At 62.1% G+C, this 17,926-nt stretch carries 17 protein-coding genes and 4 pseudogenes; 14 read left to right on the top strand and 7 right to left on the bottom strand.

Going from position 1 to position 17,926, the window contains the following annotated elements; genetic code table 11:
• Positions 1 to 347: 347 nt before the first annotated feature.
• The gene (locus tag ACO07W_RS07090) at positions 348 to 1,622 is read left to right on the top strand and encodes an IS256 family transposase (RefSeq protein WP_421840071.1); all 1,275 of its coding nucleotides are present in this window, start codon (positions 348 to 350) and stop codon (positions 1,620 to 1,622) included.
• 54 nt (positions 1,623 to 1,676) lie between these two features.
• On the opposite strand, the pseudogene ACO07W_RS07085 reads toward ACO07W_RS07090, so the two are convergent.
• A pseudogene (locus ACO07W_RS07085) lies at positions 1,677 to 2,159 on the bottom strand (GAP family protein); the annotation flags it as partial.
• 870 nt (positions 2,160 to 3,029) lie between these two features.
• On the opposite strand from ACO07W_RS07085, the gene ACO07W_RS07080 reads away from it, so the two are divergent.
• From ACO07W_RS07080 to ACO07W_RS07070, 3 genes are read left to right on the top strand one after another with little or no spacing between them, the layout of a single operon-like run.
• Entirely contained in the window at positions 3,030 to 3,785 is a 756-nt protein-coding gene (locus tag ACO07W_RS07080) for a hypothetical protein (RefSeq protein WP_421841935.1), read from the top strand.
• The gene (locus ACO07W_RS07075) at positions 3,782 to 4,099 is read left to right on the top strand and encodes a hypothetical protein (protein WP_421841933.1); all 318 of its coding nucleotides are present in this window, start codon (positions 3,782 to 3,784) and stop codon (positions 4,097 to 4,099) included. The genes ACO07W_RS07080 and ACO07W_RS07075 overlap by 4 nt, the downstream gene beginning before the upstream one ends.
• Before the next feature lie 8 nt (positions 4,100 to 4,107).
• Positions 4,108 to 5,973, top strand: coding sequence for a putative bifunctional diguanylate cyclase/phosphodiesterase (locus ACO07W_RS07070; RefSeq protein ID WP_421841931.1), 1,866 nt, complete (start codon positions 4,108 to 4,110; stop codon positions 5,971 to 5,973).
• A gap of 90 nt (positions 5,974 to 6,063) precedes the next feature.
• Here the strand turns inward: ACO07W_RS07070 and rfbC are convergent, their stop codons facing one another.
• The 3 genes and pseudogenes from rfbC to ACO07W_RS07055 all read right to left on the bottom strand — a co-directional run.
• The gene (rfbC, locus tag ACO07W_RS07065) at positions 6,064 to 6,672 is read right to left on the bottom strand and encodes a dTDP-4-dehydrorhamnose 3,5-epimerase (RefSeq protein ID WP_421841929.1); all 609 of its coding nucleotides are present in this window, start codon (positions 6,670 to 6,672) and stop codon (positions 6,064 to 6,066) included.
• Between the two features lies 1 nt (position 6,673).
• The gene (gene rfbB, locus ACO07W_RS07060; protein ID WP_421841927.1) at positions 6,674 to 7,669 is read right to left on the bottom strand and encodes a dTDP-glucose 4,6-dehydratase; all 996 of its coding nucleotides are present in this window, start codon (positions 7,667 to 7,669) and stop codon (positions 6,674 to 6,676) included.
• A gap of 10 nt (positions 7,670 to 7,679) precedes the next feature.
• A pseudogene (locus ACO07W_RS07055) lies at positions 7,680 to 8,099 on the bottom strand (LLM class F420-dependent oxidoreductase); the annotation flags it as partial.
• A 120-nt stretch (positions 8,100 to 8,219) separates the two neighbouring features.
• Here ACO07W_RS07055 and ACO07W_RS07050 point away from each other — a divergent pair.
• Positions 8,220 to 9,494: pseudogene (locus tag ACO07W_RS07050) on the top strand (IS256 family transposase).
• A gap of 57 nt (positions 9,495 to 9,551) precedes the next feature.
• On the opposite strand, the pseudogene ACO07W_RS07045 reads toward ACO07W_RS07050, so the two are convergent.
• Positions 9,552 to 9,998, bottom strand: a pseudogene (locus ACO07W_RS07045) (LLM class flavin-dependent oxidoreductase); the annotation flags it as partial.
• A gap of 145 nt (positions 9,999 to 10,143) precedes the next feature.
• Between ACO07W_RS07045 and ACO07W_RS07040 the strand changes: the two are divergent.
• The 9 genes from ACO07W_RS07040 (at position 10,144) to truA (ending at position 15,065) form a co-directional block, all read left to right on the top strand.
• Positions 10,144 to 10,362, top strand: coding sequence for a hypothetical protein (locus tag ACO07W_RS07040; protein WP_421841925.1), 219 nt, complete (start codon positions 10,144 to 10,146; stop codon positions 10,360 to 10,362).
• Positions 10,363 to 10,529: 167 nt separating this feature from the next.
• Positions 10,530 to 10,751, top strand: a complete 222-nt coding sequence (infA, locus tag ACO07W_RS07035; protein WP_003418601.1) for a translation initiation factor IF-1 — start codon at positions 10,530 to 10,532, stop codon at positions 10,749 to 10,751.
• Positions 10,752 to 10,783: 32 nt separating this feature from the next.
• Positions 10,784 to 10,897: a 50S ribosomal protein L36 gene (gene rpmJ / locus ACO07W_RS07030; protein WP_003879483.1), complete on the top strand. Its 114-nt coding sequence runs from the start codon at positions 10,784 to 10,786 to the stop codon at positions 10,895 to 10,897.
• Between the two features lie 167 nt (positions 10,898 to 11,064).
• Positions 11,065 to 11,439 (top strand): 30S ribosomal protein S13, encoded by a 375-nt coding sequence (rpsM, locus tag ACO07W_RS07025; RefSeq protein WP_421841918.1) that lies wholly within the window; start codon positions 11,065 to 11,067, stop codon positions 11,437 to 11,439.
• A 3-nt stretch (positions 11,440 to 11,442) separates the two neighbouring features.
• Positions 11,443 to 11,859: a 30S ribosomal protein S11 gene (gene rpsK / locus ACO07W_RS07020; protein WP_421841916.1), complete on the top strand. Its 417-nt coding sequence runs from the start codon at positions 11,443 to 11,445 to the stop codon at positions 11,857 to 11,859.
• A gap of 25 nt (positions 11,860 to 11,884) precedes the next feature.
• Complete coding sequence (gene rpsD / locus ACO07W_RS07015) at positions 11,885 to 12,490, top strand: 30S ribosomal protein S4 (protein ID WP_421841914.1); 606 nt, start codon at positions 11,885 to 11,887, stop codon at positions 12,488 to 12,490.
• Between the two features lie 103 nt (positions 12,491 to 12,593).
• Positions 12,594 to 13,637 (top strand): DNA-directed RNA polymerase subunit alpha, encoded by a 1,044-nt coding sequence (locus ACO07W_RS07010; RefSeq protein WP_421841912.1) that lies wholly within the window; start codon positions 12,594 to 12,596, stop codon positions 13,635 to 13,637.
• Between the two features lie 92 nt (positions 13,638 to 13,729).
• The gene (gene rplQ / locus ACO07W_RS07005; RefSeq protein WP_421841910.1) at positions 13,730 to 14,221 is read left to right on the top strand and encodes a 50S ribosomal protein L17; all 492 of its coding nucleotides are present in this window, start codon (positions 13,730 to 13,732) and stop codon (positions 14,219 to 14,221) included.
• The gene (gene truA, locus ACO07W_RS07000) at positions 14,175 to 15,065 is read left to right on the top strand and encodes a tRNA pseudouridine(38-40) synthase TruA (RefSeq protein ID WP_421845853.1); all 891 of its coding nucleotides are present in this window, start codon (positions 14,175 to 14,177) and stop codon (positions 15,063 to 15,065) included. Before rplQ ends, truA begins: the two co-directional genes overlap by 47 nt.
• A gap of 86 nt (positions 15,066 to 15,151) precedes the next feature.
• On the opposite strand, the gene ACO07W_RS06995 is transcribed toward truA, so the two are convergent.
• Together ACO07W_RS06995 and ACO07W_RS06990 are read right to left on the bottom strand one after the other, a co-directional pair.
• Complete coding sequence (locus tag ACO07W_RS06995) at positions 15,152 to 16,618, bottom strand: amino acid permease (RefSeq protein ID WP_421841908.1); 1,467 nt, start codon at positions 16,616 to 16,618, stop codon at positions 15,152 to 15,154.
• Positions 16,619 to 16,710: 92 nt separating this feature from the next.
• Positions 16,711 to 17,865, bottom strand: coding sequence for a PPE family protein (locus ACO07W_RS06990; RefSeq protein WP_421845852.1), 1,155 nt, complete (start codon positions 17,863 to 17,865; stop codon positions 16,711 to 16,713).
• Between the last annotated feature and the right edge of the window lie 61 nt (positions 17,866 to 17,926).

Raw genomic sequence — 17,926 nt, 5'->3', positions numbered from 1 at the left:
GTCCAAGAGCCGGGGATCAGCGCGTTGTAGTGGATTATCGCGTCTGCGATTAGTCCAACTCCGACAACGAGGAAAATGATCCGCACCGTCATCGCACCGTATCGTGCGAGAACGCGGACGATCCTGCGCTGGAGACGTCTGGCGCGAGCGGTTCGCCGAGTCGACAAACCAAGAATTACCAGCAATAGCCAAAGTGTGATCGCGCAATAGCTGACGACGAGGGTCGCGTCTCATCGCTGGTGTAAATGGTCACGGGCGTAGGTTCCGTCGCAACCGACGAAAGCTATGAAGGAGGGGCTACGCCCGTGACCAAGCGAGTATCGCCGATTGAGCGTGTGCGTGTTGAGATGGATCAGTTGTTCGCCGCGACCGAGCGGCCGTTGACCGAGATTTTGGAGGAGGTCGGGCGGTTATCGGTGCGTCTGGTGTTTCAGGTCGCCGTGGAGGCCGAGGTAGAAGCAGTGTTGGGCCGAGCCCGTCACCAGCGTCGGGTTCAGGACGGCCCGGGCGGGTACCGCAATGGGTATCAACCGCCGGCGACGGTGAAGACCACGATGGGCTCGGTCGAATTATGCCGCCCGAAACTACGCGACACCGACGAGCGGTTCTGTTCGCGGCTATTCGGTGCCGGGGTGACGCGCACCCACGCTCTGGAGGCGTTGGTGATTTCGGGATGGGTGCGCGGTTTGTCGGATCGCGACATCGAGGCCGCGTTGGCCGAGGTGCTGGGCTCGCAGGCGGCGTTGTCGCGCTCGACGGTGAGCCGGATTTGTGCGGCCATCAAAGACGAGTTCGCTGCGTGGTCGTCTCGACGCCTTGATGAGCTGGTGTTGGACTACCTGTTCTTGGATGCCTCGAACTTTCGGATGCATCCCAACGCCCCGGCCGAGCCGGTGCTGGCCGCCTGGGGCATCTGCACCGACGGCAAGCCCCTGTTTATTGGGCTGGCCCCAGCCGCAGCGGAGTCGGCTGATGCGTGGGCCGACTTCTTGGCTGACCTGAGGAACCGGGGACTACGCCCGCCGCTACTGGGCATCTCCGACGGGGCGCCGGGCCTGATCGCCGCATGGGAGACCACGTTTCCGGCAAGCCTGCGTCAGCGGTGTCTGATCCATCGCTGCCGTAACGTCATCGCCAAGACACCTGTCGCGGTCCAGGACGAGATCAAAGCCGCGTTCTGGTCGATCTTCGATGACATTGACCAGCCACCCGGCCAGCAGGCCGTGGATGAAGCCACCCGCCGCGCCGAGGAGTTCACCACCACATACCGCGGGCTCTACCCAGCCGCGGTCGCTTGCCTGGCCAACGACTTCGCCTCGCTGAGCGTGCATTTGCGCTTCCCCCGCCAACACTGGACACGCATCCGCCATTCCAACCTCATCGAACGCACCTTCGGAGAATCCCGTCGCCGGGTCAAGGTCATCGGCCGCCTACCCGGCGAAACCAGCTGTCTGTCGCTGGTATGGGCCGTCCTCGACCGCGCCAGCCGCGGCTGGCGCGGAGTCACCCAAACATCAGCGACCAGCCGCCACCTCCAAGAACTACGCCACCAACTGCTCGAGCCACCCCGCCCACTGCATCCCCCCACCACAACAACCACGACCGACACCACCGCCGCGTAACATGACCACCAGGAACATGCGCCCAGCGTTTTTACACCAGTCCTAAGACGCCACCACGACGAGCAACGGCCATATCGCCGGTCGTGGATGCAGCGCAGAAAGCAGTGCCAAGCCAGTTAGGTACGGCACCGCCGTTGTCGCTTGCCCGAGACCGACCGCCAGTCCAACGCAGCCGAGCAGCCATGGACGTTGCCGCGTTGCTGCCATCGCCCACCCAGGTGCTGAGGATTGGGCGGTCAAAGGGAAATGGGCCACACCTACGAGTACGCCTCCGCCAAGCAGCTCGAGCCAATACCGAGTTGCCGGTGTGATTCTGAAGTTGGCGAGATCGGTCAAGAAGTGGAGCCCGAGCACGGTCAGCAGGCCGAAGGTGGTCATAACCGTGAAGACGCCGGCCATGAAGCTTAACGAGCCAGGCACCGGTGACCGCCGACTTAACTGACCGTCGCAAATGACCGCCGAAACCACGCCCACATTGAGAACATTGAGGGAGTCGAGAAATGCCAGCCCGGCAAGTGCCAACACCACAGCCCCCATAGGTGGCGTCTACTGGACGTCGCCGGTTCGCCCGACAGTTTCGATCGGGCAGCAATGCACAGCGGCCGCAACGAGCGCCAACGAAGGGCCGCTTCGACGCGGCGTGGCGTTGATCAAGGTTTCTATCACCTACTCGACACTATGACATTCCCAAGAGGGGTGAGTGAAAGATGTGGTCAAGCTCGTGGCGGCAGTGAGTGATAGGTGAATGCCCCGCGTGTACCCAGCGCCGGCGCAGCCAACAGCTGACTGCACTTGCTCGCAGCGCGTCGGCCGACTCGACCGCACCGCTGGTTGACCACCCAGGTGGTCGTGTGAGGTCTTCTGCGCCTCAGTCGGCGGGTGTTTTTCTTGGTTCACCACCAGGTCCCCGGGGCGCGGCAGGCAACGCGCTTCGCGCCGCACCTATCGGTGATGTTTTCTTCGGGACTTGAGGCAGCCGTGGCCGCTGTCGCGACTCGTGCTCGTCCGACCTCCGGCTGGGCGTAGCGATGTCGGCTGCTTGCCCGACGGGCCCGCCGCGGGGGCTCTGACTGCCTCGACGAACGTGTTGACTCTCCGTCGGTAGATGCGCCGGGTTTGCTCGGGAACTTTCAGATGCTTGCATATCTGTACGACGTCCTGGCCCTGGTTCGGCAGTCGCTTGCCCATGCCCAGCTAGCGAATGACTTGCCCGGGGCTAGGTACGCGCTGTATCGCCATCGTTTGAGTTCTCTTCGCCGCGGATCGCCGGGTAGAGGGCTCCGACAACCACCGGATCACTACATAGGAACCAAGTTAGGAGGCCCCGCTTAGTCGCGCCGTTCAACGCAACGTCAGCAACTCATCAAGTCAAGTAGACGCATAACACTCAACAGATTTGGAGCAATCATGGTGATGAATCAGTTCAGTTCCATCGCACCGCAGAAGTTGCGCCTTCGTCAAAACCTGAGCGTGTGGCTTCCCGATGCGCAGTGCCGGCTTGTGGCATCGCAGCCAGAACTCGATCAGATGTTGTGGAATGAATATCTTGACGGTGCGCTTCGCACGTATCGGAAACACGGAGTCGAAGCGGTATTGGATCTCGATGATATCCGCGACGGTCGTGATACGCAGATATTTTTTGCCGCCACGGATTCAAGCGGTGATGTCGTGGGGGGTGCTCGAGTAATCGGGCCGCTGCAGTCGGCGGATGAATCACATGCTGTGGTCGAGTGGGAAGGTAGTCACGGATTGCGCGCGGTCCGCGAGATGATTACTGACCGGTTGCCATTCGGGGTAGTGGAGGTGAAGACCGCATGGGCTGACAGCGGCACTCATCACAGTGGCGCGATTACCACGGCCTTGGCGCGCATCGCACTGCCAATCATGGCTCTGTTGGACGTTCAATTCGTTATGGCAACCGCGGCAGCTCATGTGCTGGACCGTTGGCGTTCTTCAGGGGGAGTAGTGGCAGCGAGGATCCCGGCGGCGGCTTACCCGGATGATCGCTATCAGACCAAGATGATGTGGTGGGATCGAACTACCCTGGCAAACCATGCTGAACCGAAACAATTGTCAAGAATGCTGGTCGAGACGCAAAATCTGGTGCACCATAAAGACGCGTTCGACGATGTCACCATAGCGAGCGTAGGAGCGGTGCAGTGACCAACCCGCACGACAGTGATACCGGCGACGTGCTGGTTCTTCGTGACGACGGAGCCACGCTCGCCGATTTTTTCCGGCGCGGGTCAGCTATGCAGGCGGTGTGGACGTCGGCCCAACATCGCCGCCGCGAGCTTAACCAGTGGTCAACACACTTTGCTGAACAGTTGCATCGCCTGCAACGCGACGTACGGGCCTCGGTGCAGCCGGGCATGCGCGAGCGCGCAGTCTTGATATTCAGGCTGTTCCACGGTGCGCCACCGCTCAAGCGGCGCCAACGCCGCGGGCTTAGTGCAACGCCAGAACCTCGGAGCTAGCTGCCGAGATGCAAAATGACGCCACAGTGCACCGACTTGATCAGTTGGTTGCTACGGCTGCTAGCCAACTAATGACTGCCGACGTCGCCACGTCGAGCGAGGTCAGTCAGCGTGTACTGGCCTATCTCGTGGAACAGCTGGGCGTAGACACCGGCTTCTTGCGCCACAACGATCACGACATTCGCGCGACCAGGCTGGTGGCCGAATGGCCACCACGTGCCAACGTACCGGTTCCCGATCCGCTCGAGCTGATTTACTTTGCCGACGCCGATCCGGTATTCGCGCTATGCGAACACGCAAAAGAGCCCCATGTGTTCCGCCCCGAGGTGGGCACCGAAGACTATCAACGCCGCATCAAGGAAAGCCGCCAGGTTCCCGCAACGTCAATGGCCGCTGTCCCGCTGGTCGCCGCGGAGATCACTACCGGAGTGCTGGGGTTCGTCAAATACGGGGACCGCGGCTGGAGTAAGGCGGAACTCAACGCGCTGACGACCATCGCCACCCTGTTTGCCCAGGTACAAGCTCGCGTTGCTGCCGAAGCTCAGCTTCGCTATCTGGCCGACCACGACGATCTCACCGGATTGCAGAACCGTCGAATGCTGCTACAACACCTTGACCAAAGACTGGCCCCGGAACAACCAGGTCCGGTTGCGGCACTGTTTCTCGACCTTGATCGCCTCAAAGCCGTCAATGACTACCTGGGCCACGCCGCTGGTGATCAGTTCATTTCTGTGTTTGCCCGCCGAATCCGTGAAGCCTTCACCGATGAGAGCTTGATCGTCCGGCTCGGCGGCGACGAATTCGTTGTCATACCCGCGTCGCCCATGAGCACCCATGCTGCTGCACTACTCGCCGAGCGCTTGCGCGATCAGTTCAAGGAACACGTCGCCATCGACGGCGAGGTGCTAACCCGCACCGTCAGCATTGGTATCGCCACGGGAACGCCCGGACTAGACACGCCCTCGGATCTCCTCCGCCAAGCCGACGAAGCTGTTCTGGCCGCCAAACATGCCGGTGGAGATAGCGTAGAGGTGTTCGCTGCGGACATGTCCCTCCGGAGCGAACTGCGCAACGATATTGAACTGCATCTTCGACGTGGCATCGAATCGGATGCGCTTCGTTTGGTCTACCTTCCCGAAGTTGACTTGCGGACCGGCGACATTATTGGAGTCGAGGCGTTGGTGCGTTGGCAGCACCCTACTCGTGGACTGCTGCCACCGGAGTACTTCATCCCCGTAGCCGAATCCATCAATCTCGCAGGTGAATTAGACAGATGGGTGCTCCGAACGGCCTGCAGCGAATTCTCCGCGTGGCAGACAGCCGGTTTGGGTCACGGCACGTTGCTTCGTGTCAATGTCTCACCGGCGCACCTGGTTACTGGAGGTTTCGTTGACTTCGTGGCAGACACGATCAGCGAACGCAGTCTCGACACCAGGGCCATCTGTTTGGAAATCACCGAAAATGTTGTCGTGCAAGACCTACATACAGTCCGGACTACCTTTGCTGGGCTTAAGGACGTCGGTGTTGGGATCGCCGTCGATGACTTTGGCACGGGCTACAGTGCCATGTCGCTCTTACAGACGCTCCCCATCGATACGATTAAGATCGACAAGGCCTTCGTGCGTGAACTCGGGACCAACACCAGCGACCTCGTTATTGTGCGCAGCATTATGCTGCTTGCTCAAGGTTTCCATCTCGACGTGGTTGCCGAAGGCGTCGATACCGAGGCCGCCGCCAAGACGTTACTGGCTAACCGGTGCTATCGCGCGCAAGGGTTTTTGTTTTCTCGGCCAGTCGCAGGAGAAACCATGCGACGTATGCTTTCGACGAAACAACTGCTGCCGGCATGTATGCCGCCATTGCCAGTGCAATGAATCTGCGCGGTATCCCAGGATCTGAGTGTGGTTTTCGAGCGCACTGAGCGCCGATTGCCGCAACGGATGGGCGCGCTGCCCGGTTCCTTGCTAGTTTCCAGCCAAACCGCGACGAAAGCTCTGTGTTTCCTCCCAGGTCGGCAGCAGGCCGCGGGCGCGCACTTCTTCGAGACTGGGCGCTGCAGCATCGCGTTCGGATAAGCTGGCGGCGGCACCGTCGACCAGCGGCCAGTCGATCGCCAGGACCGGATCAGTGGCACAGATAGTGTGTTCGCGGTGCGGATCGTATTCCGCGGAGCACAGATACATGACGGTCGAATTATCTTGCAAAGCAAGGAAACCGTGTGCAAGTCCCTCGGAAATGTATACCGATTTGCGGTTTCGTTCGTCGAGGAGGACTGAAGTCCAGCAGCCGAATGTGGGTGATCCCAAGCGGATGTCGACGACAACGTCGAACAGCGATCCGGAGACGCACGTCACATACTTGGCTTGACTCGGCGGTAGTTGGGCGAAGTGCAGGCCTCGCAATACGCCGGCCGACGACACCGAGCAGTTCGCTTGCCGCACATTTAAGCGGTGGCCGGCGAACGCCTGGAACCCGTGGTCGGTAAGCCATTCGAAGAAGAACCCGCGGGAATCGCGGTGGACGGCAGGGGTGATCTCGAAGGCTCCCGGGATATCGAGTTCGCGTACTTCCATCTCACTGACCGCGTTCCTCGTAACGGGCCTCGGCGGCGTCCTTGAGCGGACGCCACCACGATTCGTTGTCGCGGTACCAGTCTATGGTGGCGCGCAGCCCGTCATCAAAGTCGGTGTGCTTTGGGGTCCAGTGCAATTCGTTGTACAGCGAGGACGGGTCGATGGCGTACCTAAGGTCATGGCCGACGCGATCGGTGACGTGGTCGAAGTCGTTGGGGTCACGGCCCATCATCTGAAGCACCGTCTGCAACACGGTCAGGTTGTCTCGCTCGCCCTCGGCGCTAATGAGGTAAGTCTTTCCGATCTGGCCTCTTTCCAGGATCCGCCACACCGCACTGTTGTGGTCGTCGACGTGGATCCAGTCGCGGACGTTGGCGCCGCTGCCATATAGCTTGGGCCGGCGTCCAGTCAGCACGTTGGTGATCTGGCGCGGGATGAACTTCTCGACGTGTTGGTAAGGCCCGTAGTTGTTGGAGCAGTTAGAGATCGTTGCGCGCACGCCGTATGAGCGCACCCAGGCCCGAACCAACATGTCGCCGGCCGCTTTGGATGCTGCGTACGGACTTGACGGGTTGTACGGCGTGAATTCGGTGAACCGTTGCGGGTCATTGAGCTCCAGGTCGCCGTACACCTCGTCGGTCGAGATGTGGTGTAGCCGCACCCCGTGGCATCGCACCGCCTCCAAAATGGCGTAAGTCCCGATCACATTGCTGTGTAAGAAGGGCTCCGGGTTGTCCAGTGCGTTATCGACGTGCGTTTCCGCCGCGAAATGCACGACGGCATCGGACTCGGCCACCAGCCGCGAAACCAGCTCGGAGTCGATGATGTCGCCCTGAACCAGCCTGATTGCATTCTCGATATCGGTAAGTGAGTCGCGCCTGCCCGCGTACGTCATGGCATCGAGGACGGTGATCTGATCTTCAGGACGCTCCCGCACGGTGCTGTGCACGAAATTCGCGCCGATGAAACCCGCGCCACCGGTGACTAGCAGCCGCATGGTCCAAACCCTAACCGAGCAGTGGCCGGGCCAGGGTGCTTAGTGCGGCAAGTAGTCCATCTTCAGGCTGAGCGCCCAGCACCTGCACGGCCACATGGTCGGCGCCGGCCTCGACGTGTTCGCCTAGGCGTTGCGCGATGCTTTCGGGGCTACCGTAGGCCACCAGAGCGTCGATCAGTCGGTCGCTGCCGGGCTTCCTTACGTCATCCTCGGTGAACCCCAGACGGAGCCAGTTGTTTACATAGTTACTCAGGCCTAGGTAGAACCCGGCATATTGGCGACCGATCGTGCGGGCTTCGACGGGGTCGGTGGTGAGCACCACTTTGTGCTCGGGGGCTAGGAACGCCGAGTCGCCCATCGTTTCGCGTGCCTTGGCTGTGTGTTCTGGTGTGGTCAGATACGGATGGGCACCTGCGCTGCGGTCGGTCGCGTCTCATCGCTGGTGTAAATGGTCACGGGCGTAGGTTCCGTCGCAACCGACGAAAGCTATGAAGGAGGGGCTACGCCCGTGACCAAGCGAGTATCGCCGATTGAGCGTGTGCGTGTTGAGATGGATCAGTTGTTCGCCGCGACCGAGCGGCCGTTGACCGAGATTTTGGAGGAGGTCGGGCGGTTATCGGTGCGTCTGGTGTTTCAGGTCGCCGTGGAGGCCGAGGTAGAAGCAGTGTTGGGCCGAGCCCGTCACCAGCGTCGGGTTCAGGACGGCCCGGGCGGGTACCGCAATGGGTATCAACCGCCGGCGACGGTGAAGACCACGATGGGCTCGGTCGAATTATGCCGCCCGAAACTACGCGACACCGACGAGCGGTTCTGTTCGCGGCTATTCGGTGCCGGGGTGACGCGCACCCACGCTCTGGAGGCGTTGGTGATTTCGGGATGGGTGCGCGGTTTGTCGGATCGCGACATCGAGGCCGCGTTGGCCGAGGTGCTGGGCTCGTAGGCGGCGTTGTCGCGCTCGACGGTGAGCCGGATTTGTGCGGCCATCAAAGACGAGTTCGCTGCGTGGTCGTCTCGACGCCTTGATGAGCTGGTGTTGGACTACCTGTTCTTGGATGCCTCGAACTTTCGGATGCATCCCAACGCCCCGGCCGAGCCGGTGCTGGCCGCCTGGGGCATCTGCACCGACGGCAAGCCCCTGTTTATTGGGCTGGCCCCAGCCGCAGCGGAGTCGGCTGATGCGTGGGCCGGCTTCTTGGCTGACCTGAGGAACCGGGGACTACGCCCGCCGCTACTGGGCATCTCCGACGGGGCGCCGGGCCTGATCGCCGCATGGGAGACCACGTTTCCGGCAAGCCTGCGTCAGCGGTGTCTGATCCATCGCTGCCGTAACGTCATCGCCAAGACACCTGTCGCGGTCCAGGACGAGATCAAAGCCGCGTTCTGGTCGATCTTCGATGACATTGACCAGCCACCCGGCCAGCAGGCCGTGGATGAAGCCACCCGCCGCGCCGAGGAGTTCACCACCACATACCGCGGGCTCTACCCAGCCGCGGTCGCTTGCCTGGCCAACGACTTCGCCTCGCTGAGCGTGCATTTGCGCTTCCCCCGCCAACACTGGACACGCATCCGCCATTCCAACCTCATCGAACGCACCTTCGGAGAATCCCGTCGCCGGGTCAAGGTCATCGGCCGCCTACCCGGCGAAACCAGCTGTCTGTCGCTGGTATGGGCCGTCCTCGACCGCGCCAGCCGCGGCTGGCGCGGAGTCACCCAAACATCAGCGACCAGCCGCCACCTCCAAGAACTACGCCACCAACTGCTCGAGCCACCCCGCCCACTGCATCCCCCCACCACAACAACCACGACCGACACCACCGCCGCGTAACATGACCACCAGGAACATGCGCCCAGCGTTTTTACACCAGTCCTAAGACGCCACCCTGCGGTCTGCCGATAACCGCAACACTCTGGGGCCGAGCGCTGCCAGCACGCGCCGGCTGGCTGGAACCGCTGCCGCGTCGAGCTCATCAAGGTAGGTGACCAGCGCGTCGTACGGCTTGCGGTACTCCTGAGTGTGCTCGGAGTGACCCACCCCGACACCCAGCAAGAATCTTCCCGGATATGTGCTTTCGATGCGCTGAAACGACTCTGCGATGGCCGTGGCCGGTGCTGACCAGATATTCACGATCCCGGTGGCCAGCTGCAGCGAGGTCGTCTGCGCTAGGCCCGGCTCGACCCAGGCCAGATCGGCGTCCGGTGATGCGCCGATCCAAACGGCGCCGTAGCCGAGTGCCTCGATTTCGGCGGCCAATCCGGGGGTGATGGAACGGGTCCCCAGCCATACGCCGAATCGGCCCAGATTGGGTTTGGGTGACTCTGTGGCGGTCATAGACGTCCTTAGATGCCAAGTAGTGCTTAGCGGCGGCTAAGCCCGAGCGGTCCGGCCAGGTCGGCCAGCGCCGGGACCAGAGTCTCACTTCGAGTGGGGGTCTGGACAGCGACGTGGTTGGCGCCGGTGGCACGGTGCTCATCGGATGCACTCCGGCGCCGCGCTGTCCCGAATGGATCAACCCGCGGGGACCCAACGCGGCGACCACGTGGATCTGGTCTGGTTCAGGGTGGGCTTGGCGGCGTCAGCGCTGGCCTGGGACTCGGTCATGGCTGCTCAGACTCGCTATATTGCCGGCGGCATTTTCGCCTCTCTGGTGGGCAGAGCCTGTGGCGTTTTGCGTGGAGTGCGGCGATGCGGGTAGTGTGAACCGCCGGTGCGGCGTCCCGCGCCGGCTCCTGGCGTGCCCAGTTTTGAAATTTCTCGGAGCGCTTCGCGGAATTTCCACCACCGGCTCACGTTTTGTAGTCCGGGCACTGTTGCGCCGAAATCGGGTGCGCCGACGAGGAAGAGAAGGATCGCCAGAAGGTAATGGCCAAGAAAGACGGTGCCATAGAGGTCGAGGGTCGCGTGGTTGAGCCCCTGCCCAATGCCATGTTTCGCATTGAGCTGGAGAACGGCCACAAGGTGCTCGCCCACATCAGCGGCAAGATGCGGCAGCACTACATCCGCATCCTGCCTGAGGACCGCGTAGTGGTGGAGTTGTCACCCTACGACTTGTCCCGGGGCCGAATCGTGTACCGGTACAAGTAACGAAACACCCAGAGAACAGGACCGATACTGCCGTGAAGGTGAACCCGAGCGTCAAGCCGATCTGTGACAAGTGCAGGGTGATCCGTCGGCATGGGCGGGTCATGGTGATCTGCTCTGACCCGCGTCATAAGCAGCGTCAGGGCTAGCCGGTTCTACGGCCAGGACCTGACTGGTCGCCAACACAACTGAATGCAGACCTCCCAGCATCAATGAGCGGATTCGCTGCTCATCTACGCCCGGACGGAGGCCGGGCCCCGCAAATCCGCGGGAACGGGCTGGGATCAGACCTCCGCTAGAGAAGAGGGAAGCCACGATGGCTCGACTAGTCGGCGTCGATCTGCCGCGCGATAAGCGGATGGAGATCGCCCTGACCTACATCTTTGGCGTCGGCCGGACGCGCGCGAATGAGATTCTGGCGGCCACCGGTATTGATCGCGACATGCGCACCAAGGATCTCACCGATGACCAACTGACCCGACTGCGGGACTACATCGAAGCCAACCTGAAGGTCGAGGGTGACCTGCGTCGCGAGATCCAGGCCGATGTTCGCCGCAAGATCGAGATTGGTTGCTACCAGGGTTTGCGGCACCGCCGCGGCCTGCCGGTGCGCGGCCAGCGAACCAAGACCAACGCGCGGACTCGCAAAGGTCCCAAGCGCACCATCGCAGGCAAGAAGAAGGCCAGGTAAACGATGCCACCGAAGAAAGCGTCGACTGGATCGTCGAAGAAGGGGCACAAGACCCGCCGCCGGGAAAAGAAGAATGTCCCGCACGGCGCTGCCCACATCAAGAGCACATTCAACAACACGATCGTGACGATTACCGACCCGCAGGGCAACGTGATCGCCTGGGCGTCGTCGGGTCATGTCGGGTTTAAGGGGTCTCGGAAATCGACTCCGTTCGCCGCGCAGTTGGCCGCCGAGAACGCCGCTCGCAAAGCACAAGAGCACGGTGTGCGCAAAGTTGATGTGTTCGTTAAGGGCCCGGGTTCGGGACGTGAGACCGCCATCCGATCCCTGCAGGCCGCCGGCTTAGAGGTCGGTGCGATCTCCGACGTCACCCCCCAGCCGCACAATGGCGTCCGCCCACCCAAGCGTCGCAGGGTTTAGTCGGAGTCTAGGAGGAAAGACACCAATGGCTCGTTACACCGGACCCGTCACTCGTAAATCACGTCGGCTTGGCACCGATCTCATCGGCGGCGACCAGTCATTCGAGAAGCGGCCCTACCCGCCCGGTCAGCACGGAAGGGCGCGGATCAAGGACAGTGAGTACCGCCAGCAGCTGCAGGAGAAGCAGAAGGCCCGTTTCACCTACGGCGTGATGGAAAAGCAGTTCCGGCGCTACTACGAAGAGGCCGTTCGCCATTCCGGTAAGACCGGTGAGAACTTGCTGCAGATCCTGGAAAGCAGACTCGATAACGTGGTCTACCGCGCCGGGCTGGCGCGCACTCGCCGTATGTCGCGCCAGCTCGTCAGCCATGGCCACTTCATGGTTAACGGTGTGCACGTCAACGTCCCCAGCTACCGGGTGTCCCAGTACGACATCATTGATGTGCAGGACAAGTCGGTGAACACGGTGCCGTTCCAGATCGCGCGGGAAACAGCGGGTGACCGTCCGGTCCCAAGCTGGCTGCAGGTTGTGGGTGAACGTCAGCGCATCCTGGTTCATCAGCTGCCCGAGCGGGCTCAGATCGACGTCCCGCTTACCGAGCAGCTGATAGTCGAGTACTACTCGAAGTAGACGCTCCGCATCAAAAGGTGCGGGCAACCCGGAGCCGCGGCCGCGGCGACGGACAACCTGAGCGGCATCAAATTGTGGGTGCTGAGAAGGAGAAATTAACGCCATGCTGATCTCTCAGCGACCGGCACTGTCCGAGGACACGCTCACCGACAACCGATCCCAGTTCGTCATCGAACCGTTGGAGCCTGGATTCGGTTACACCTTGGGCAATTCGCTGCGTCGTACGCTGCTGTCGTCGATTCCGGGTGCTGCCGTCACCAGCATTCGCATCGACGGCGTGCTACATGAGTTCACCACGGTGCCCGGAGTCAAGGAAGACGTCACCGACATCATCTTGAACCTCAAGAATTTGGTCGTGTCCTCGGAGGAGGACGAGCCGGTAACGATGTACCTGCGCAAACAAGGTCCTGGCGAGGTCACAGCCGGTGACATCGTGCCGCCGGCCGGCGTGACCGTGCACAACCCTGAGATGCGTATCGCGACGTTGAACGACAAGGGCAAGCTGGAAGTTGAACTCGTCGTCGAGCGCGGTCGAGGCTATGTCCCGGCTGTGCAGAACAGGGCATCCGGCGCTGAAATCGGCCGTATCCCAGTGGACTCGATCTACTCGCCGGTGCTCAAGGTGACCTACAAAGTGGACGCCACTCGAGTCGAGCAACGCACCGACTTCGACAAGCTGATCCTCGACGTAGAGACCAAGACCTCGATCACCCCACGCGATGCGTTGGCGTCGGCGGGCAAAACGTTGGTCGAGTTGTTTGGGCTCGCACGCGAACTCAACGTCGAAGCCGAGGCGATCGAGATCGGGCCGTCGCCCGCCGAGGCCGACCACATCGCGTCGTTCGCGCTGCCGATCGACGACTTGGATCTTACTGTGCGGTCCTACAACTGCCTCAAGCGTGAAGGTGTGCACACCGTCGGCGAACTCGTATCGCGCACTGAGTCTGACCTGCTCGACATCCGGAACTTCGGCCAGAAGTCAATCGACGAGGTGAAGGTCAAGCTGCATCAGCTGGGTCTGTCGCTCAAGGACAGCCCGCCGAGCTTCGACCCGTCGGAAGTCGCCGGCTACGACGTCGCTACAGGCACTTGGTCGACTGAAGGAGTCTACGACGACCAGGATTACGCCGAAACCGAACAGCTTTAGTTCCACGACGACGCGGGCCGTCCGACGGACCGGGGACACAGTGGGGAGCTGGCCTTTGGCCGGCTTGGAGAATCTAGACAGGAGCGTCAGCAATGCCCAAGCCCACCAAGGGCCCGCGCCTCGGCGGGTCGTCTTCACACCAGAAGGCGATATTGGCCAACCTGGCCACGTCCCTGTTTGAGCATGGCCGGATCAAGACTACCGAGCCAAAGGCCCGGGCGCTGCGGCCGTACGCGGAGAAGCTGATTACGCACGCTAAGAAGGGCTCTCTGCACAATCGGCGCGAGGTGCTCAAGAAGCTCCGCGACAAGGATGTGGTGCACACTCTGTTTGCTGAGATCGGGCCGTTCTTCGCCGACCGGGACGGCGGCTATACCCGCATCATCAAGGTTGAGGCACGCAAGGGCGACAACGCTCCCATGGCCGTGATCGAGCTGGTGCGGGAGAAAACCGCGTCCTCCGAAGCTGATCGCGCACGCCGGGTAGCCGGCGCGCAGGCGGAGGCGACGTCGGCCGAGGGAGCTGCCCCTGAGCCGGCTGAGGAGCCCGCAGCCGCCGAACCTGGCGAGGCCGCTGAGAATTAGTGAGGAAGTCCGTCTGCGGCTCGACATTGCCTACGACGGAACCGATTTCGCAGGCTGGGCGGCGCAAGCGGGTCAGCGTACCGTCGCTGGGGTCCTTGACGAGGCCCTGACGACCATCTTTCGCACGCGGGTGCGGCTTTGGGCGGCGGGCCGCACAGACGCGGGAGTCCACGCCACCGGGCAGGTGGCCCACCTCGACGTGCCTGAGGTTGCCCTGCGGAATGCCTACTCGCGCTCACCTCGCCCCGGCGATCCAGAATTCCAGCCGCTAGTGCGTCGGTTAGGCCGGTTCTTGCCAGCCGATGTCCGGGTCCGCGAAATATGCCGCGCACCTGCGGGTTTCGATGCTCGATTCTCGGCGCTTCGGCGGCATTACGCTTATCGGTTGTCGGTGGCGCCCTACGGCGCGGAGCCACAGCAGACGCGGTTTACCACTGCGTGGCCGCGGGCGCTGGATGTGGACGCGATGGCCGCGGTGTCCCGGGAGCTGTTGGGATTGCACGATTTCGCTGGTTTCTGTCGTCATCGCGACGGTGCCACCACGATCCGCGACTTGCAGCGACTGGACTGGTCGCAAGATGGCTATCTAATCACCGTGCGCGTCACCGCAGACGCGTTTTGCTGGTCAATGGTGCGCTCCCTGGTCGGGGCGTTACTGGCAGTTGGCGAGCACCGGCGTAACGCGGCTTGGTGCCGTGAGCTGCTCAATGCGACAGGCCGATCCAGCGACTTCGCGGCTGCTCCGGCTCATGGGCTGACGCTCGTTGGCGTGGACTATCCGCCGGACGATCAGCTTGCGTCGCGGACTTTGATCACCCGGGACCTGCGGTCGCGTACTGACTAACTTCGGTCCGCGACGCAACTCGCTGCCTGGTAGATGAATTGCATTGGGCTGATTCTTCATACCGGCTCTTGGTTTGGTGTGTTGGTTTAGTCGTCGGTGGTGGGTTGGTTCATTTCGGCTTGGAAGAGGCGGTATTGCTCGGCGCGGCCTGGTCGGCGTTTGACGATGAGCCAGCCGGTGGTGAGGAGCAGGAACCAGAGGGGGAAGCAGGCTAGGGCGATGGCGGTTTGGGGTTTGGTGGTCAGTGTCCAGATGACGAAGGCGAAGAAGGTGAGCACGGTCCAGCACATGGTGGGGCCGCCGGGCATTTTGTAGGTGGATGTGGTGTGGCGGTGTGGGTGTCGGCGGCGGTAGGTGAGGTAGCTGATGATGATTAGGGTCCAGACGAACATGAATAGTAGTGAGGACAAGGTGGTGATGAGGGTGAAGGCGCCGATGATGGAGCCGCCGGTGTAGAGCAGGGGGATGGAGGTGAGGAGTAGGGCGGCGGTGAACAGGAGTGCTGGTGCGGGTACGCCGCCGCGGTTGAGTCGGCGAAATGTTGCTAGTGCGCTGCCTTCGTCGGCGAGGCCGAAGAGCATTCGTCCGGTGGAGAAGACTCCGGAGTTGGCTGAGGAGGTTGCTGAGGTGACGACGACGAAGTTGACCACTGATGCTGCCACGGTGAGTCCGGCGAGGGAGAACATGGCCACGAAGGGGGATTTGTCGCTGGAGATTTGGCGCCAGGGTACGACGGTGAGGATGGCTAGTAGGGCGCCGATGTAGAAGATGACCACGCGTAGGGGGATGGCGTCGATGGCGCGGGGCAGGGTGCGTCGTGGGTTTTTGGTTTCGGCTGCGGCGGTGCCGACGAGTTCGACGCCGACGAATGCGAAGAAGGCGATTTGGAAGCCGCTGACCATGCCGGTGAATCCGGTTGCGAAGAATCCGCCGTCGTTCCAGAGGTTTTCGATGGTGGCTTGGTTGCCGTGGGGGGAGACGAAGTGGGTGGCTACCAGGCCGGCGCCGACCAGGATGAGGCATAGGATTGCGGCGATTTTGATTAGGGCGAACCAGAATTCGATTTCGCCGAAGTTTCGGACGTTGAAGAGGTTGAACGCCAGGATCAAGGTGACGGTGACCAGGGCGGGTAGCCAGGTTGGTATGTGGGGCCACCAGAATTTGGAGTATCCGGTGATGGCGACGATGTCGGCGATGCCGGTGACTACCCATGCGAACCAGTAGGACCATCCGATGAAGAAGCCTGCGGCGGGGCCGAGGAGGTCGGAGGTGAAGTCGACGAAGGATTTGTAGTTGAGGTTTGACAGGAGTAGTTCGCCCATGGCGCGTAGTACGAAGAACATGAAGAAGCCGATGATCGCGTAGACCAGCAGGATTGCTGGGCCGGCTAGCGAGATCGTTCGTCCTGATCCCATGAATAAGCCGGTGCCGATCGCGCCTCCGATTGCGATCAACTGAATGTGGCGGTTAGCAAGGCCCCGATGTAGATGCGGGACCTCTTGCCCAGCAGCAGAATCAGAATCAGAAGCGGCGGCAGCGACATCGCTTGACATGAGTGGCGTCCTTATCAGATGGGGCTGCGTGACCTGTCGCAACGCGCCTCGATTGACAACGCGTCAAGCCGGCGTGATGGTCGCCGGTTGTGCTAACCGGCAAACGGCGGGCGGGCCATCACAGTGGGGCGGAACCCGTATCGGGGACCAGCACCTGAGGCGCCGGAGCCGGTACCGGCCAGGGGCATGCCACCCAAAAGGTTTCCAGGTCCCCCAACGTCGGGAGGCTCGACTACGTCGCTCACCCGTGTGAGCGCGTTCGCCGCACTTGGCACGGGGTTGGCGGCCGTCCATGCGGGCGGCACGGACAACCCTCCAGCGGATGCCGCATTGGCCAGACCAGCCGATACCGGCCCGCCGCCCAGCAGTGCTCCCAGGTCGCCTAGGGCGCCGTCCGCGGCGACCGCCGCGCTTGCCGTTGGGGCGGCCAGGCCCAGCGCCGCCGCGGAGGTCACCACGCTGTTCATCATGCCGAGTCCGAAGTACGGCAAACCGACGGTGGAGTACAGGGCGCCGGTAAATGGGGTAAACCACGCAAAGAATTTCTCTATCGGCGATGGGGTCGATCCGCCGGCGGCGAGGGCGGCGCGCACTGGTGATGAAAGGCTACTTAGCGCCTTGGGCACCTCGGAGATCACCCGTGAAAGCATGCTTTGTGCTTTGCCTGCCGTGCTGGCAGCGGCCTGGGTAGTCGCTGCAGCTTGGATTTGCGTAGCAGCTGGGTTGGCAATCTGTGGTGGTGAGGTGAATGGCGTCAAGGCCGAGGCGGTCGCCGAGGAGCCGGCGTATGTGTACATTGCCGCGGCGTCCTGTGCCCACATTTGGCCGTACTCGGCTTCTTTGGCCGCGATTGCCGCGGTGTTTTGGCCGAGAATGTTGGTCTGAACCAGCGAGGCCAGCTGGCTCCGGTTGGTCGCGATGAGCGGTGGGGGCACGGTTTGCGCGAAGGCGGCCTGGTAGGCCGCGGCTGCCGAGCGCGCTTGGCTGGCCGCGTGTTCAGCTTGCGCGGTGGTGCTGACGAGCCACGCCTCATAAGGTGCTACTGCATCGGCCATCAATGTTGATGCAGGGCCTATCCACTCCTCGTTGTGCAGTGTGATGAGCACGTTGTGGAAGTCGGTGGCAGTTGAGCGCAATTCGGCGGCTAGTCCGCTCCATGCTGATGCGGCGGCCAACATCGGCGCCGCCCCTGGACCGGAATACATTCGCTGGGAATTGACTTCCGGTGGCAACGCTCCGAAATCGATGGTCATCGCTGTAAACCCCTTATCTAGTGGTTGGGCGCTCAGTACCCGAGCCGACGTCCGG

The organism is Mycobacterium sp. (assembly GCF_965230835.1).
Taxonomy (GTDB): Bacteria; Actinomycetota; Actinomycetes; order Mycobacteriales; family Mycobacteriaceae; genus Mycobacterium.
Note: the sequence above shows the minus strand (reverse complement) of the source record. Positions and strands in the feature narration are given on the sequence as shown.